This is a genomic window from Streptococcus salivarius (assembly GCF_002094975.1).
Taxonomy (GTDB): domain Bacteria; phylum Bacillota; class Bacilli; order Lactobacillales; family Streptococcaceae; genus Streptococcus; species Streptococcus salivarius_D.
In genome coordinates, this window is record NZ_CP015283.1 from 1199486 (window position 1) to 1217978 (window position 18493).

Sequence of the window (18493 nt, forward strand, 5' to 3'; positions counted from 1 at the left end):
CTGATTTGACCGGTAAAGCTGGTATGAAGAATCAGCAGATTGCAGTAACAGCTTCACCAGGTGCAACCGTTACGTTGAGCAATTCAGCAGGGAGGGCTATTGGAACTGCAGTAGCTGATGCATCTGGGAATGCAACTGTCACAGTCACAACAGCTTTGCCATATGGAAATATCCAAGCAAGTACATCTAAGACAGGGCCGACAGAAACAGGTGGCACAGCGACTTACACAGCTTCTGGAAATTCAAAATTAGCGACTTATGCTGCACCTAAAGCGAAGGCGGATAGGCTCTATGCTCTTTATCATGAAGGTTCTCCAGAATTAAGTATTCCAAGTAATTTTGTAAAATTAGCCAATGATTTAGCTTTGCCTTCAGGAAGTTCGGTACGTTGGAAGACTTCAAAAGATCTAATCAATACCAATACGGTAGGGAATCGAGTTGCGGAGGTTACTGTTCAACTTCCAGGGGATTCTCAAACTTACACGGTTTCAGTTCCTTACACCATTTTACCGACGATTGAAGCTAAGAGTCCTATTTATGATCTTAAAGGCCAAGGTCTTCATAATGGAAAAGATGAGAGTAATTATATTAAATCAGACACTACAGATGTTTCTTATACAACACAATGGACAGATGCGTCTGGAGTCAGCTTTACCACTATCCCATTAACAGTTGATAACACAGGAACATTTACCTATGCCATTAAGCGGATTTATGATGTGGGGCGTTATGGAGCAACGACAGATACTTCTAAATTGCTTACGACTTCAACGACACTCGAACACCGTGTTATTGAACTCACAACCAAACACAAAGTTTTCCATCAAAATGTAGAAGATGAAAATTATAGAACTAGTAAAGATCCGGCTAGTTGGGTGACTATTACGGGAAATCCTAAGTTTATAGGGGAATTCAGAGATGGCTTAGGACCAGACATTACAACTGCTGGGAAAGCTACATTAGACATTGCTTATACGATCACAGATGATAAGTCAGATATCCCTCTGACGATTCCAATAACTGCCGAATATACGGTTATCCCTACTCCAGTGATCTCTGAGGACTCAGTGACAGAGACAGGTGGCTTACCAGGTAAATCTATTCAAGTCACGAACGTTCTACCTAGTTCCACGGTCACTTTGACCTTGAATGGGCATCAGTTTACCAAGGAGGCAGGAGCTAGTGATGAAAGTGTTACTTTTACGGCACAGGATCTGAAGCAAGCCTATGATGATAACAATGGCTTATTGCCTGTAGGTACTGTTACGGCTACAAGCACATTTGAAGGGGAAACTTCAGAAAAGGCTACAGCGACGATTACGGCAGAAACAGTGAAACCAACTGTTGAGTATAAGGTTAAGGTAAACGGCAAAGATCCTCAGATAGGAATAAATGGTGACTATGTTTTCTATGCTGGAGATGTCATCCAAGTGACCGTTACTGGTAAAGACAATAGCGGTAAGCTTGCTACCTTACGAGTAACTGGGAATGCGACTGTCCTTTCAGATTTCTTCCAGGGAAATACAAACTGGGGAACGGGTGCTATTCCAAATATTATCAATACCGTTATGAGCGATGACCAGACAACCTTTACCTTTACCGTTGTTCCAAAGAGTGACTTGATTTGGGGAGCAGGTAACCGTTGGGGACGTCGTGTAGAAGCAGTCGACCTAAGTGGAAATAAGACTTTATCTGATGAATTTGGTGTTAGACAAGGTCAATTAAAAGATCTATTTAACAAGCCTTCGATAACTGTTACACAAGTAAAGGATATCGGTCACTTAACAGAGACAGATAAAGCTAAAGTTCGTGAAGAAATCATGAAGGCGCATGATAGAGTGATTGCTAATGGCCGAGATCGTATTGCAAGTATTGAAATCAGTAACGATGGTGTTGCAACAGTCTATTACAAAGATTTCGATAAGAATCAAACAAATCAATCTCAATACCCACTAACAACATATACACAAAGTGAAACGGTATCAGATACTGTGTACAAGTCAGAATCAACAAGTACAAGTACATCTGCCAGTGAATCAGCAAGTACGTCCGCAAGAGAAAGCGAATCTGTAAGTACAAGCGCAAGTGAATCAGCAAGTACGTCCGCATCGCAAAGTGCTTTTACGAGTGCGAGTGAGTCGGCAAGTACATCGGCATCAATGAGTGCCTTAACTAGTGCATCAGAATCCGCAAGTACATCCGCGTCACAGAGTGCATCGACAAGTGCATCAGAGTCAGCAAGTACCTCGGCCTCAATGAGCGCCTCAACGAGTGCTTCAGAATCGGCAAGTACGTCAGCCTCAATGAGTGCTTCAACGAGTGCGTCTGAATCCGCAAGTACAAGCGCATCGCAAAGTGCATCGACAAGTGCATCAGAGTCAGCAAGTACCTCGGCCTCCATGAGCGCCTCAACGAGTGCTTCAGAATCGGCAAGTACGTCAGCGTCCATGAGCGCTTCAACAAGTGCTTCAGAATCGGCAAGTACGTCAGCATCGCAAAGCGCTTCAACAAGTGCGAGCGAGTCAGCCAGTACTTCAGCATCGATGAGCGCCTCAACGAGTGCTTCAGAATCGGCAAGTACGTCAGCCTCAATGAGTGCTTCAACAAGTGCGAGCGAGTCAGCCAGTACTTCAGCGTCCATGAGCGCTTCAACGAGTGCCAGTGAGTCAGCCAGTACGTCAGCATCCATGAGCGCTTCAACGAGTGCCAGTGAATCAGCCAGTACGTCAGCATCCATGAGTGCCTCAACGAGTGCTTCAGAATCGGCAAGTACGTCGGCCTCAATGAGTGCTTCAACGAGTGCATCTGAATCAGCCAGCACTTCAGCATCGCAAAGTGCTTCAACCAGTGCGAGCGAGTCAGCAAGTACAAGTGCCTCACAGAGTGCTTCGACAAGTGTTTCAGAATCCGCAAGTACGTCGGCCTCAATGAGTGCTTCAACCAGCGCCAGTGAGTCCGCAAGTACCAGTGCATTGATGAGCGCTTCAACAAGTGCTTCAGAATCAGCCAGTACGTCTGCCTCAATGAGTGCCTCAACGAGTGCGTCAGAATCAGCCAGCACGTCCGCGTCAATGAGTGCCTCAACCAGCGCTAGCGAATCGGCAAGTACGTCCGCATCCATGAGCGCTTCAACGAGTGCCAGTGAATCAGCCAGTACGTCAGCATCTATGAGTGCGTCAACGAGCGCATCAGAATCCGCAAGTACGTCAGCGTCCATGAGTGCTTCAACAAGTGCGAGCGAATCCGCAAGTACGTCCGCGTCCATGAGTGCCTCAACCAGCGCTAGCGAATCGGCAAGTACTTCAGCGTCACAGAGCGCTTCAACGAGTGCCAGCGAGTCAGCAAGTACGTCCGCGTCCATGAGTGCCTCAACAAGTGCGAGCGAGTCAGCAAGCACAAGTGCTTCACAAAGCGCATCAACGAGCGCATCAGAGTCAGCAAGTACGTCGGCGTCGATGAGCGCTTCAACAAGTGCTTCAGAATCGGCAAGTACTTCAGCGTCGATGAGTGCGTCAACAAGCGCTAGCGAATCAGCAAGTACGTCTGCCTCAATGAGTGCGTCAACAAGCGCCAGTGAATCAGCAAGTACGTCTGCATCGATGAGCGCTTCAACCAGTGCATCAGAGTCAGCAAGTACCTCAGCATCACAGAGTGCATCGACAAGTGCGAGTGAATCAGCAAGTACGTCTGCGTCACAGAGCGCTTCAACAAGTGCTTCAGAATCGGCAAGTACTTCAGCGTCAATGAGTGCCTCAACAAGTGCCAGCGAGTCAGCAAGTACTTCAGCGTCACAGAGCGCTTCAACGAGTGCCAGCGAGTCAGCAAGTACGTCCGCATCGATGAGCGCTTCAACAAGTGCCAGTGAATCGGCAAGTACGTCCGCGTCCATGAGTGCCTCAACAAGTGCGAGCGAGTCAGCAAGCACAAGTGCTTCACAAAGCGCATCAACGAGCGCATCAGAGTCAGCAAGTACGTCGGCGTCGATGAGCGCTTCAACAAGTGCTTCAGAATCGGCAAGTACGTCGGCTTCCATGAGTGCCTCAACCAGCGCCTCAGAATCGGCAAGTACGTCCGCGTCCATGAGCGCTTCAACAAGTGCGAGCGAATCAGCAAGTACGTCAGCATCGATGAGCGCTTCAACAAGTGCTTCAGAATCCGCAAGTACATCTGCCTCAATGAGTGCCTCAACAAGTGCATCTGAATCAGCCAGCACTTCAGCATCGATGAGCGCTTCAACAAGTGCGAGCGAATCAGCAAGTACGTCGGCTTCCATGAGCGCTTCAACAAGTGCGAGTGAATCCGCAAGTACAAGTGCGAGTGAGTCAGCAAGTACGTCCGCGTCACAGAGCGCCTCAACCAGTGCATCAGAATCGGCAAGTACGTCGGCTTCCATGAGTGCATCAACCAGCGCCTCAGAATCGGCAAGTACGTCCGCGTCCATGAGCGCTTCAACAAGTGCGAGCGAATCAGCAAGTACGTCAGCATCAATGAGCGCTTCAACAAGTGCTTCAGAATCCGCAAGTACATCTGCCTCAATGAGTGCCTCAACAAGTGCATCTGAATCAGCCAGCACTTCAGCATCGATGAGTGCGTCAACGAGCGCATCAGAGTCAGCAAGTACCTCGGCATCAATGAGTGCCTCAACAAGTGCATCAGAGTCCGCAAGTACCAGTGCCTCACAGAGTGCCTCAACAAGTGCAAGCGAATCCGCAAGTACAAGCGCTTCACAAAGTGCCTCAACCAGCGCCAGTGAGTCCGCAAGTACAAGTGCATCGATGAGTGCATCAACAAGTGCGAGCGAGTCAGCAAGCACAAGTGCTTCACAAAGCGCATCAACGAGTGCCAGCGAATCCGCAAGTACGTCAGCATCGATGAGTGCATCAACCAGTGCCAGTGAGTCCGCAAGTACCAGTGCTTCCATGAGTGCTTCAACAAGTGCATCTGAATCAGCAAGTACGTCCGCGTCGATGAGTGCGTCAACTAGCGCCAGTGAGTCAGCAAGTACAAGTGCATCGATGAGCGCCTCAACGAGTGCGAGCGAGTCAGCAAGTACAAGTGCTTCCATGAGCGCTTCAACGAGTGCCAGTGAGTCAGCAAGTACAAGTGCTTCCATGAGCGCTTCAACAAGTGCGAGTGAATCCGCAAGTACAAGTGCATCGCAAAGTGCCTCAACAAGCGCTAGCGAATCCGCAAGTACGTCTGCATCAATGAGTGCGTCAACAAGTGCTAGCGAGTCAGCAAGTACTTCAGCGTCCATGAGCGCTTCAACCAGTGCGAGCGAGTCAGCAAGTACCTCAGCGTCACAGAGCGCTTCAACAAGTGCAAGTGAGTCCGCAAGTACTTCAGCGTCCATGAGCGCTTCAACAAGTGCCAGCGAATCAGCAAGTACATCGGCATCAATGAGTGCATCGACAAGTGCGAGTGAATCGGCAAGTACGTCAGCATCGCAAAGTGCTTCAACAAGTGCGAGTGAATCGGCAAGTACGTCAGCGTCACAAAGTGCCTCAACAAGTGCAAGTGAGTCCGCAAGTACGTCGGCTTCCATGAGCGCCTCAACAAGTGCTTCAGAGTCCGCAAGTACGTCAGCATCGCAAAGCGCTTCAACGAGTGCCAGTGAGTCCGCAAGCACTTCAGCATCGATGAGCGCCTCAACGAGTGCGAGCGAGTCAGCAAGTACAAGTGCATCGATGAGCGCATCAACGAGTGCCAGCGAATCCGCAAGTACGTCAGCATCGATGAGTGCCTCAACAAGTGCGAGTGAATCCGCAAGTACAAGTGCGAGTGAATCCGCAAGTACAAGTGCGAGTGAGTCCGCAAGTACGTCGGCTTCCATGAGTGCCTCAACCAGCGCCAGTGAATCCGCAAGTACGTCCGCGTCACAGAGCGCCTCAACCAGTGCATCAGAATCGGCAAGTACGTCGGCTTCCATGAGTGCCTCAACCAGCGCCTCAGAATCGGCAAGTACGTCCGCGTCCATGAGCGCTTCAACAAGTGCGAGCGAATCAGCAAGTACGTCAGCATCGATGAGCGCTTCAACAAGTGCTTCAGAATCCGCAAGTACATCTGCCTCAATGAGTGCCTCAACAAGTGCATCTGAATCAGCCAGCACTTCAGCATCGATGAGCGCTTCAACAAGTGCTAGCGAATCAGCAAGTACGTCGGCTTCCATGAGCGCTTCAACAAGTGCGAGTGAATCCGCAAGTACAAGTGCGAGTGAGTCCGCAAGTACCAGTGCCTCACAGAGTGCATCAACGAGTGCAAGCGAATCAGCAAGTACAAGTGCATCGATGAGCGCCTCAACAAGTGCTAGCGAATCCGCAAGTACTTCAGCGTCGATGAGTGCCTCAACCAGCGCCAGTGAGTCAGCAAGTACCAGTGCATCGATGAGCGCATCGACAAGTGCTTCAGAATCTGCAAGTACGTCAGCGTCACAAAGTGCCTCAACAAGTGCGAGTGAATCCGCAAGTACTTCAGCATCGCAAAGTGCTTCAACCAGTGCATCAGAGTCAGCAAGTACGTCAGCATCGATGAGTGCCTCAACGAGTGCGTCTGAATCTGCAAGTACAAGTGCTTCCATGAGTGCTTCAACTAGCGCATCAGAATCGGCAAGTACTAGCGCATCAATGAGCGCCTCAACAAGTGCGAGTGAATCCGCAAGTACATCTGCCTCAATGAGTGCCTCAACAAGTGCATCTGAATCAGCCAGCACCTCAGCGTCGATGAGCGCTTCAACCAGTGCGTCTGAATCTGCAAGTACGTCAGCATCCATGAGCGCTTCAACAAGTGCCAGTGAATCGGCAAGTACGTCCGCGTCAATGAGTGCATCAACAAGTGCGAGCGAATCAGCCAGCACATCAGCGTCGATGAGCGCTTCAACCAGTGCTTCAGAATCTGCAAGTACTTCAGCGTCACAGAGTGCCTCAACAAGTGCGAGCGAATCGGCAAGTACGTCAGCGTCGATGAGCGCTTCAACCAGTGCAAGTGAATCTGCAAGTACTTCAGCGTCACAGAGTGCTTCAACAAGTGCATCAGAATCAGCAAGTACGTCAGCGTCCATGAGCGCTTCAACCAGCGCCAGTGAATCCGCAAGTACCAGTGCTTCCATGAGTGCATCAACAAGTGCGAGTGAGTCAGCAAGTACCAGTGCGTCGATGAGCGCTTCAACGAGTGCATCAGAGTCAGCAAGTACGTCAGCATCCATGAGCGCCTCAACAAGTGCAAGCGAATCAGCAAGCACAAGTGCATCCATGAGTGCCTCAACAAGTGCGAGTGAGTCAGCAAGTACCAGTGCATCCATGAGCGCCTCAACAAGTGCTAGCGAATCAGCAAGCACAAGTGCTTCCATGAGCGCTTCAACGAGTGCGTCTGAATCAGCAAGTACGTCAGCGTCGATGAGTGCATCAACGAGTGCTTCAGAATCCGCAAGTACCTCGGCTTCCATGAGTGCCTCAACAAGTGCGAGCGAGTCAGCAAGTACGTCCGCGTCCATGAGCGCTTCAACGAGCGCCAGTGAGTCAGCAAGTACAAGTGCATCGATGAGCGCTTCAACAAGTGCGAGTGAATCTGCAAGTACGTCTGCATCAATGAGCGCTTCAACGAGTGCGAGCGAGTCAGCAAGTACGTCTGCATCAATGAGCGCTTCAACGAGTGCGAGCGAGTCCGCAAGTACCAGTGCTTCCATGAGCGCTTCAACGAGTGCGAGCGAATCCGCAAGTACTTCAGCATCAATGAGCGCTTCAACAAGTGCGAGCGAGTCAGCAAGTACATCGGCATCAATGAGCGCTTCAACAAGTGCGAGTGAGTCCGCAAGTACCAGTGCTTCCATGAGCGCTTCAACGAGTGCGAGTGAGTCAGCAAGTACGTCCGCGTCAATGAGCGCTTCAACAAGTGCTAGCGAATCCGCAAGTACTTCAGCGTCGATGAGTGCGTCAACAAGCGCTAGCGAATCCGCAAGTATGTCAGCCTCAATGAGCGCATCGACAAGTGCATCTGAATCTGCAAGTACGTCCGCGTCAATGAGTGCTTCAACTAGCGCCAGTGAATCCGCAAGTATGTCAGCCTCAACGAGCGCATCAGAGTCAGCAAGTACATCTGCCTCAATGAGCGCTTCAACCAGTGCCAGCGAATCCGCAAGTACGTCCGCGTCACAGAGTGCATCGACAAGTGCGAGTGAATCCGCAAGTACCAGTGCTTCCATGAGCGCTTCAACGAGTGCGAGTGAGTCAGCAAGTACGTCCGCGTCAATGAGCGCTTCAACAAGTGCTAGCGAATCCGCAAGTACTTCAGCGTCGATGAGTGCGTCAACAAGCGCTAGCGAATCCGCAAGTACGTCAGCCTCAATGAGCGCATCGACAAGTGCCAGCGAATCCGCAAGTACATCCGCGTCCATGAGCGCTTCAACGAGTGCGTCTGAATCAGCAAGTACGTCAGCGTCACAGAGCGCCTCAACAAGTGCATCTGAATCAGCAAGTACGTCCGCGTCAATGAGTGCTTCAACTAGCGCCAGTGAATCTGCAAGCACCAGTGCGTCGATGAGTGCCTCAACGAGTGCGTCTGAATCAGCAAGTACGTCCGCGTCAATGAGTGCTTCAACTAGCGCCAGTGAATCTGCAAGCACCAGTGCGTCGATGAGTGCCTCAACCAGCGCGAGTGAATCAGCCAGCACCTCAGCGTCGATGAGCGCTTCAACCAGTGCGTCTGAATCAGCAAGTACGTCAGCGTCACAGAGTGCCTCAACTAGCGCATCAGAATCCGCAAGTACGTCAGCATCGATGAGTGCGTCAACGAGCGCATCAGAGTCAGCAAGTACCTCGGCATCAATGAGTGCATCAACGAGCGCATCAGAGTCAGCAAGTACCTCGGCATCAATGAGTGCATCAACAAGTGCATCAGAGTCCGCAAGTACCAGTGCCTCACAGAGTGCCTCAACAAGTGCAAGCGAATCCGCAAGTACGTCGGCTTCCATGAGCGCTTCAACAAGTGCGAGTGAATCCGCAAGTACAAGTGCATCGCAAAGTGCTTCAACAAGTGCAAGTGAGTCGGCAAGTACGTCGGCTTCCATGAGTGCCTCAACAAGTGCATCAGAATCAGCCAGCACTTCAGCATCCATGAGTGCCTCAACAAGTGCGAGCGAGTCCGCAAGTACCAGTGCCTCACAGAGTGCATCAACGAGTGCAAGCGAATCAGCAAGTACAAGTGCATCGATGAGCGCCTCAACAAGTGCTAGCGAATCCGCAAGTACTTCAGCGTCGATGAGTGCCTCAACCAGCGCCAGTGAGTCAGCAAGTACCAGTGCATCGATGAGCGCATCGACAAGTGCCAGCGAATCCGCAAGTACAAGCGCATCCCAAAGTGCCTCAACCAGCGCCAGTGAGTCAGCAAGTACCAGTGCATCGATGAGCGCCTCAACGAGTGCGTCTGAATCTGCAAGTACCAGTGCGTCACAGAGCGCTTCAACAAGTGCTTCAGAATCGGCAAGTACGTCCGCGTCGATGAGTGCTTCAACAAGTGCATCAGAGTCAGCAAGTACCAGTGCGTCACAGAGCGCTTCAACCAGCGCCAGTGAGTCAGCCAGCACGTCCGCGTCGATGAGCGCTTCAACAAGTGCTTCAGAATCTGCAAGTACAAGCGCCTCGATGAGTGCGTCAACAAGTGCGAGCGAGTCAGCAAGTACGTCCGCGTCGATGAGTGCGTCAACGAGTGCGAGCGAGTCGGCAAGTACGTCGGCCTCAATGAGCGCCTCAACAAGTGCAAGTGAGTCCGCAAGTACGTCGGCTTCGATGAGCGCCTCAACAAGTGCTAGCGAATCCGCAAGTACGTCGGCATCAATGAGTGCTTCAACAAGTGCTTCAGAATCGGCAAGTACAAGTGCATCGATGAGTGCGTCAACAAGCGCTAGCGAATCCGCAAGTACGTCTGCATCAATGAGCGCTTCAACGAGTGCGAGCGAGTCCGCAAGTACAAGTGCATCGATGAGCGCCTCAACAAGTGCTAGCGAATCAGCAAGTACAAGCGCCTCAATGAGTGCTTCAACAAGTGCTAGCGAGTCAGCAAGTACTAGCGCATCGCAAAGTGCCTCAACCAGCGCCAGTGAGTCAGCAAGTACAAGTGCATCGCAAAGTGCTTCAACCAGCGCCAGCGAGTCAGCAAGTACAAGCGCCTCACAAAGTGCTTCAACAAGTGCGAGCGAGTCAGCAAGTACGTCAGCATCCATGAGCGCTTCAACGAGTGCTTCAGAGTCAGCAAGTACGTCAGCATCGATGAGCGCTTCAACCAGTGCTAGCGAATCAGCAAGTACAAGCGCCTCAATGAGTGCTTCAACAAGTGCGAGTGAGTCCGCAAGTACTTCAGCGTCACAAAGTGCCTCAACAAGTGCTTCAGAATCGGCAAGTACTTCAGCGTCGATGAGTGCGTCAACAAGCGCTAGCGAATCCGCAAGTACGTCTGCATCAATGAGCGCTTCAACGAGTGCGAGCGAGTCAGCAAGTACGTCGGCTTCCATGAGCGCTTCAACAAGTGCGAGTGAATCCGCAAGTACCAGTGCTTCGCAAAGTGCCTCAACAAGCGCTAGCGAATCCGCAAGTACGTCTGCATCAATGAGTGCTTCAACAAGTGCCAGCGAATCAGCAAGTACAAGTGCTTCCATGAGCGCTTCAACAAGTGCGAGCGAGTCAGCAAGTACGTCTGCATCAATGAGTGCTTCAACAAGTGCGAGCGAATCCGCAAGTACATCGGCATCAATGAGTGCATCGACAAGTGCGAGCGAATCCGCAAGTACTTCAGCGTCACAAAGTGCCTCAACAAGTGCGAGCGAATCCGCAAGTACTTCAGCATCAATGAGCGCTTCAACGAGTGCGAGCGAGTCAGCAAGTACAAGTGCTTCCATGAGCGCTTCAACAAGTGCGAGTGAATCCGCAAGTACCAGTGCATCGCAAAGTGCGTCAACAAGCGCTAGCGAATCCGCAAGTACGTCTGCATCAATGAGTGCGTCAACCAGCGCCAGTGAGTCAGCAAGTACGTCCGCGTCAATGAGCGCTTCAACAAGTGCGAGTGAGTCCGCAAGTACCTCGGCCTCAATGAGTGCTTCAACAAGTGCTAGCGAATCCGCAAGTACGTCTGCATCAATGAGCGCTTCAACAAGTGCATCAGAGTCCGCAAGTACGTCGGCATCGATGAGTGCTTCAACAAGTGCGAGCGAATCCGCAAGTACGTCTGCATCAATGAGCGCTTCAACAAGTGCATCAGAATCAGCCAGCACTTCAGCATCCATGAGTGCCTCAACAAGTGCATCAGAATCGGCAAGTACTTCAGCGTCGATGAGTGCGTCAACAAGCGCTAGCGAATCCGCAAGTACGTCTGCATCAATGAGCGCTTCAACGAGTGCGAGCGAGTCAGCAAGTACAAGTGCATCGATGAGTGCTTCAACAAGTGCTTCATCAAACTCACAGATATCTTCAATGAGTTCAGAGCAATTGACAAACACTTCACTGATAATTAACACATCAGAAAGAACTAGTCTTTCTGTTAATGATCGCAATTCTGACAGTTTCATTCTTAAGGCTAAGGCTGATAGACTTTTGGTACAACCAGAATCTAGGATGCTTCCTAAGTTTATTGAGAGAAGTAATCCACTTGCAGCGGTGTTAGGAGTTCTATCTACTGCAACTGGTCTTGCCTTTCTTGCTAAACGCAAGAAGGATGACCCAGAAGATGACAGTTTATAATTTTAGTGTTAGGTAGTCATCGTCAATTTTTTAATAAAACACCACTCTTATTAATACATTGTTAAATAAGGGCGGTGTTTTTTGCTGTCTAGTGATATTAAGATGAAAACTTTAGAAAGAGGTACTCATCAGATATAATTAGAAAATTCGGAATTCTGATTAATCTTACTAAGAGGAATTTTCCTTAATCATTTTTTTCGAGAGATGTCATATTCTATTTCTACCTTTTCATTGTTATCATTCTGGGGAAATCACCCTTTTTTAGACTTGTAAAAGCAATGTAGGAAAGGGCGATAAAAAAATTCAAAAAATAAGATACTATATTAGATTTTTGGGTTAATGATATGATAAAATAAATAGTAATATACTAATAAACTAGCTAAAAATGAAAAGGTGTATATATGTTTTTTAGAAGAAATGAGGGTCAGTACCGAGAAACTGATCGTGTGACACGTTTTAAATTGGTAAAGTCAGGGAAACATTGGTTACGTGCCGCAACTTCTCACTTCGGACTTTTTAAGATAATAAGTGGTCGAGTGGATGCGTCATCTGTATCAGTTCATCAAGTTGAGGAAGAAGTACCTTTAATCACAAGTGACAGACTTTTAAAGGGAGTAGCCGCGACTGGAGCTCTACTAGGTGGAGGAGTAGCGACTTATGTGGTTCAAGCTGATGAAGCAACAAGTCCATCAGCGGTAGAGCATACGGTTAGTCCGACGACAGATGTTTTGGCAGCTTCTGATTCAGCGGTTTTGGGTCATTCTGGAGCTATTACAGAATCTGCAGTCAGAGGGGATGTTGTTAGTCAGTCAGCCTCAGCCACAGATTCAGTATCAAACTCAGTAGACTCAGTCTCACTATCGCTATCGGCAAGTCATCAGGCTTCTGCGTCAGTATCAACAAGCCTTTCGACCTCAGTCTCAACCTCTGCTAGTACGTCAGCTTCGACAAGTGCGAGTGAGTCAGCCAGCACCAGTGCTTCGGCTTCACAGAAAGCTTCGGAATCCACTTCAGTTTCAATGAGTGGTTCAAAGGCGACAGGGCATGCCAGTGAGACATCAAGTAGTCAAGTTACTGCTACGAGTCAGACGGGGTCTGAGAGTGGTGCAGTCTCAATGCGTTCAGAAGGCTTAGATACCAATGAGACCTCACGTTCATCAGATTTAACAACAAGAGCGTCAGTACCGACAGTCTCAGCACAAGCAGCAGAGGTTACCTCAGAAGCTACAGCAGTAGCTAATACTGCTGTGGCGGTGAGTATTGAGGCGGATAAGAAGCGTCAAGAGCAAGAAGCCAAGCTTACCTCACTGTCTACTGAAATTGGAACTTATCTAGGAAGACTAGGCAATCGTGAAGGGGCGGAAAGTGCCCTTCTAAAAGGAAATGCTACGATTGAAGCGATTCAAAATGCTTTGACAGATCCAAACGCTGACCTCAACGCCCTTATCTCTGAAGCTACTAGAACACGTAATACTGTGGTCAATACGGTGTTACGCGCAAGTTCTGGTGCTCGTGATTACCGGAATGGAGCACGGATTACTGCTGCCAATACCTTACGTGCATCCTACGATACGAATGCTTCACTGGGAAATGCAACCTATGATCCTAAGGCGCATTTGATTGTAACCAATAAGAATCAATCCACTTACTTTAAAACAACTGGAGATGCCTCTTTAAGTAATGGGATTTTGACCTTGACGCCAAGTGCGCCAAGTCAGGCAGGTGCCTATACTCTAAACACGAAGATTGATATGAACGAAAGTTTCACTCTCACAGGGAAGATCAATCTTGGGGAGGCTTACGAGGGGTTTATTAACAATGGTCACAAAGGTGGTGATGGGATTGCTGCGGTATTCTCAACAGGTGCTATCGGAGAAATTGGAAATGCCAACGGTAATGGATCAGGTGCCAGTCTTGGGATGGGAGGAGATAACCTCAAAGGTTCTTTCGGTTTCAAACTAGATACTTGGCACAATACTGGTGCGCCTAAACCTGAAAATAAGGCCTCTGCTGATCCTAAGTATTCGGGTTATCTAAAAGGAGCTTTTGGAGGCTTTACTTATAACTATAATGGATCAAATAGTACGGCACGTGGAAGTGTTTACCCTGTTATCCGCACCATTAAGAAGCTAAATGGGGAAGGCCCAACAGATAATTCATTGAAGGACTATAAGGTTGTCTATGATGGGGATACCAAGGTGATGACGGTCACCTATATGGACAAACTTGGTCTATGAATCTAAACTATGATTCCATAGCTGTTAATGGTGACATGGAAGTTCTTGGACATCCAAATGCAAGTGTCATAAAAAACGAGAATAAGAGCAGAAGCCTGTTACAAAATGCTGGCTATCCTGATGAAATGGCCTTTGCGCTCTTTGGCTCGACGGGTTCCGGTTATAATTTACAGCAATTCCAATTGGAGAAGTTTGACTATTCAGCTCAGGGTGCCTACATTACGGTGAAATTCATTGATGCAGACACTGGGGAAGAGATTCCTGGAAAAAATGAAGTGTTGATTCAGAAAACTCCTGGAACGAATGTAGATTTGGGAGAATACCTTGCTATTAGTGGTTATACGCTAAAAGCAACAAACGTTTCTACGGCTAAGGGCTATGTTTTTGGTAATACTGTGAAAGTTGTTACGGGTAACCAAGGAATTACCTATGCTTTCCATAAAATCAGACAAAACGAAATTTACACAGCCTCTGCCAAATCAACAACTGTGTACACATTGCAGGGTGAAACAGCTTCGGATCTTTCCGATGTAAGTAAATTTGTGACGGTCGCTTCAAATGAAAGTACAACACCTGCAGCTTCTGGTTATAGTCTTGTTTGGTCAACGCCGATTTCAACGACTACTTCGGGGAATCAAACAGCTGTTGCAAAAGTAACCTATTCAGACGGTTCTGTGCAAACCGTTAATGTGAATTATAAGGTTTTACCTAAGATTGAGGCTAAAACACCTATTTATGATTTTAAAGGTCAAAATCTTCACAATGGTTCAAATGCAGATGCGTATCTCACATCTGATGTGACAGACCAATCTTACACAACCAAATGGACCAATAACTCTACATCTTCAACAACGACAACTCTGCCATTGTCAACGGCAACGGCAGGTGAATTTAACTATACGATTACCCGAACCTATGATGTTGGTCGTTATGGGACAACTTCAAATAGTTCAGAGTTGTTGGTGAGTACAACTACTCTGAAACATAAAGTTATCGAGGTGAAGGGTGTTTCTCATACATTTGAACAAGATGTTGATGATGAGGATTATTATAATAGCTATACGCCAAGTGAATGGTATAGTGCAGATTCGGTTTCACAATCGGCCATCTTATCTGCAAATTTTGTCAGCTCAGACTTACCAGATATTAGTACTCCTGGACGATTCACTTATTCTGTTAGATTTACAACCTTACCTGACGGAACAGGCCTTAGTAGCACTTATGAATTGGAGGTACCCTATACAGTTACCCCTAATAGGGATAGTATGTCAGCCTCAACCAGCGCCAGTGAATCCGCAAAAACATCAGCGTCAATGAGTGCCTTAGCGAGTGCCTCGGAATCTGCAAGTACCAGTGCTTCGGAAAGTATGTCGACAAGTGAATCTGAAAAAACCTCTGAAAGTGTTTCAGCTTCACACAGCGCATTAACGAGTGCCAGTGAGTCAGCCAGCACGTCGGCGTCACAAAGTGCGTCAACCAGCGCCAGCGAATCCTCAAGTACGTCAGCGTCCATGAGCGCGTCAACAAGTGCGAGCGAATCCGCAAGTACCTCGGCTTCCATGAGTGCCTCAACGAGTGCGTCAGAATCCGCAAGTACAAGCGCATCGCAAAGTGCATCAACCAGCGCCTCAGAATCGGCAAGTACGTCAGCGTCCATGAGCGCCTCAACGAGTGCGAGTGAATCAGCAAGTACTTCAGCCTCATTGAGTGCATCAACCAGTGCATCAGAGTCAGCAAGTACCTCGGCCTCAATGAGCGCCTCAACGAGCGCCAGTGAATCCGCAAGTACAAGTGCATCGATGAGCGCTTCAACAAGTGCGAGTGAGTCCGCAAGTACGTCAGCATCGATGAGCGCCTCAACAAGTGCATCTGAATCCGCAAGTACAAGTGCTTCCATGAGTGCATCAACGAGCGCATCAGAGTCCGCAAGTACGTCCGCATCTATGAGTGCCTCAACCAGCGCCAGCGAATCAGCAAGTACATCGGCATCAATGAGTGCATCAACAAGTGCTTCAGAATCGGCAAGTACGTCCGCATCGATGAGTGCATCAACCAGCGCCAGTGAGTCAGCAAGTACGTCAGCATCGATGAGCGCCTCAACAAGTGCGAGCGAATCAGCCAGCACATCAGCGTCGATGAGCGCTTCAACAAGTGCAAGTGAATCGGCAAGTACTTCAGCGTCACAGAGTGCCTCAACAAGTGCGAGCGAATCCGCAAGTACGTCGGCTTCCATGAGTGCTTCAACCAGCGCCAGTGAGTCCGCAAGTACGTCAGCGTCACAGAGCGCCTCAACCAGTGCATCAGAATCAGCCAGCACGTCAGCGTCCATGAGTGCCTCAACAAGTGCGAGTGAATCGGCAAGTACCAGTGCATCGCAAAGTGCTTCAACCAGCGCCAGTGAATCCGCAAGTACGTCGGCTTCCATGAGCGCTTCAACAAGTGCTTCAGAGTCAGCAAGTACAAGCGCATCGCAAAGTGCTTCAACAAGTGCCAGTGAATCGGCAAGTACGTCAGCGTCACAGAGTGCTTCAACGAGCGCATCAGAGTCCGCAAGTACGTCGGCATCCATGAGCGCTTCAACAAGTGCGAGCGAATCCGCAAGTACGTCAGCATCCATGAGTGCCTCAACAAGTGCGAGCGAATCGGCAAGTACAAGCGCATCGCAAAGTGCTTCAACAAGTGCCAGTGAATCGGCAAGTACGTCAGCGTCACAGAGTGCTTCAACGAGCGCATCAGAGTCCGCAAGTACGTCAGCATCCATGAGTGCCTCAACAAGTGCTTCAGAGTCAGCAAGTACGTCGGCATCAAGCTCAGTTATCACAAGTATGGGAGAACCTGCGATTCACTCCCTTGACAGTGTTGATATTAATAGTGTTATTGTTTCTGATTCGATTAGTGTGTCAGTATCGGCCTCGATTTCTCTATCAGTAAGTGCTTCAACTTCAGCAAGTACCAGTGCTTCCATGAGTGCATCAACCAGCGCCAGTGAGTCCGCAAGTACTTCAGCGTCACAGAGTGCCTCAACGAGTGCAAGTATCTCTGCATCTCAAAGTGTGTCAATCAGTGCTAGTGATTCATCACCTACGTCTGTAGCTAGTGCTTCAAGCTCTGAAAGTATGTCTCCTAAGGATCATACTGAAGTCAAACAACTTCCGAAGACTGGAGAAACTGAATCGTCGTTAGCTACACTCTTCAGTGCCTTAGCGACGGCAACTGGTCTTGTCTTTCTTGCCAAACGGAAGAAAGATGAAGAAGAGGACGAAGATTATTAGTATTTTAGGATTGTAATAGTCTTTACAATGCTCAGATAAGCACAGTAAAAAACACCTTCATGTTAGATATGCAGTCTAGCTAGGAGGTGTTTTTTGATTTGGAGATGTTGTGAAAGTTTCAAAAACAAACAGCAACAATAAAATAGAAAAAGGAGGTCAGCTTTAACTGACCTCCTAATTTAGTATTACATTTTACCTGGATGAGCGACGTTGTTGCTCTGTTAGAATGACTTCAAATAACAAGTTTCCAACCAAATTGAACATCAAATGCGAACGCAGATTTTCACGTTTTTTGGGGCATCATAGACAAAAATCATGTGATCACTGATTTTAGAAAGTAGGTGATTGCCTAAAGTAGTAATAGTTAAGACAGTTGCCCCATGTCTTTTGGCTTGTAAGATACTGTTATTGACATCCTTGCTTTTTCCACCGAGTGAGAAGACGATAATGACGTCCTGAGGTGTCACAATAACTTTAATACGTTCAATACTGAATTGTTCAAAATAATCGTTGGTCCAAATGTTGATCAGTTTCAATTTGCGGTTGAAGTCGGTCATAGGCATGTAACTAGATCCCACGCCGATACAGAAAATACGTCTAGCCTCAAGAATCTTATCTGCAAAGCTTTGGAAATCTTGCTCTGAGAGGATGGATAAGGTATGTTCGAACTCGACGTGGAGTTGTTCTTTGAGTTGTTCAAAGGAGTTATGTTCTAATTTGGCTTGATTCTTCTTAAGTTCTTTTGATAAACGCAGGTCATACCGTAGTTCATTATAGGTCTGGTAACCTAGTTTCTTGCAAGCACGGATAACAGTATAAGAAGAAATAAAGAGTTCATTGGCAATAGCCTTGAGGGTAATATTTTCAACCTCTTCCTGACGCATGAGATAATCTATAACTTCCTCTTACAGCTCAGTAAGTAGTGAATGGCTTAGATAGTTAGAATTTATTTTCAGTATGAGAAATTATCCTAAAAAAGACATCATCTCTACAGCCTGATATATTGCTTAAGTTAGTGTTTTTAAGTGTTTCAAGAGGAGAAGTCTTAAGAATCTGGTCTTTTTCCATTAGATTCTCTTGGATTAAGGTTAAAAGCAAAAAAGCTTATCAAGAATAATTCTAAATAGCTATAGTTTCCCAATTCTCTTTCCCTCAACGATAAAAAATGAATATTTTATATTTCTAAATACTCATCAAAAACTAATATTATTAAAACAACAAAAGGACTTTTCTAAAAAATATGAAAATTTATCGAATCTTA

At 47.9% G+C, this 18493-nt stretch carries 7 protein-coding genes and 2 pseudogenes; 5 read left to right on the forward strand and 4 right to left on the reverse strand.

Annotated elements, in window-relative coordinates:
- Positions 1–31: 31 nt before the first annotated feature.
- A complete protein-coding gene (locus tag V471_RS10940; RefSeq protein WP_041817198.1) occupies positions 32–217 on the reverse strand; it encodes a hypothetical protein in 186 nt (61 codons plus the stop codon).
- A 1351-nt stretch (positions 218–1568) separates the two neighbouring features.
- Between V471_RS10940 and V471_RS11420 the strand changes: the two are divergent.
- Positions 1569–1886, forward strand: a pseudogene (locus tag V471_RS11420) (hypothetical protein); the annotation flags it as partial.
- A 56-nt stretch (positions 1887–1942) separates the two neighbouring features.
- On the opposite strand, the gene V471_RS11310 reads toward V471_RS11420, so the two are convergent.
- Complete coding sequence (locus tag V471_RS11310) at positions 1943–11536, reverse strand: hypothetical protein (RefSeq protein WP_269747125.1); 9594 nt, start codon at positions 11534–11536, stop codon at positions 1943–1945.
- A 40-nt stretch (positions 11537–11576) separates the two neighbouring features.
- Between V471_RS11310 and V471_RS11315 the strand changes: the two genes are divergently transcribed.
- The 3 genes and pseudogenes from V471_RS11315 to V471_RS11320 form a co-directional block, all read left to right on the forward strand.
- A complete protein-coding gene (locus tag V471_RS11315; RefSeq protein ID WP_228382812.1) occupies positions 11577–11723 on the forward strand; it encodes an LPXTG cell wall anchor domain-containing protein in 147 nt (48 codons plus the stop codon).
- Positions 11724–12124: 401 nt separating this feature from the next.
- Positions 12125–13960 carry an accessory Sec-dependent serine-rich glycoprotein adhesin gene (locus V471_RS05870; protein WP_084871215.1) on the forward strand — a complete coding sequence of 612 codons (1836 nt, stop codon included), beginning with the start codon at positions 12125–12127 and terminating at the stop codon, positions 13958–13960.
- 125 nt (positions 13961–14085) lie between these two features.
- Positions 14086–14604 (forward strand): annotated as a pseudogene (locus V471_RS11320) (hypothetical protein); the annotation flags it as partial.
- Between the two features lie 593 nt (positions 14605–15197).
- On the opposite strand, the gene V471_RS11475 reads toward V471_RS11320, so the two are convergent.
- A complete protein-coding gene (locus V471_RS11475; RefSeq protein WP_269747126.1) occupies positions 15198–16781 on the reverse strand; it encodes a hypothetical protein in 1584 nt (527 codons plus the stop codon).
- A gap of 4 nt (positions 16782–16785) precedes the next feature.
- On the opposite strand from V471_RS11475, the gene V471_RS11480 reads away from it, so the two are divergent.
- Entirely contained in the window at positions 16786–17232 is a 447-nt protein-coding gene (locus tag V471_RS11480) for an LPXTG cell wall anchor domain-containing protein (protein WP_269747140.1), read from the forward strand.
- A 263-nt stretch (positions 17233–17495) separates the two neighbouring features.
- On the opposite strand, the gene V471_RS05880 is transcribed toward V471_RS11480, so the two are convergent.
- A complete protein-coding gene (locus V471_RS05880) occupies positions 17496–18116 on the reverse strand; it encodes a MurR/RpiR family transcriptional regulator (protein WP_232326829.1) in 621 nt (206 codons plus the stop codon).
- Positions 18117–18493 lie beyond the last annotated feature (377 nt).

Bases quoted from the DNA above. Each gene is read 5' to 3' on its own strand.
- V471_RS05870 (WP_084871215.1), top strand. From the start codon at position 12,125: ATGTTTTTTAGAAGAAATGAGGGTCAGTACCGAGAAACTGATCGTGTG.
- V471_RS11480 (WP_269747140.1), top strand. From the start codon at position 16,786: ATGGGAGAACCTGCGATTCACTCCCTTGACAGTGTTGATATTAATAGT.
- V471_RS05880 (WP_232326829.1), bottom strand. From the start codon at position 18,116: ATGCGTCAGGAAGAGGTTGAAAATATTACCCTCAAGGCTATTGCCAAT.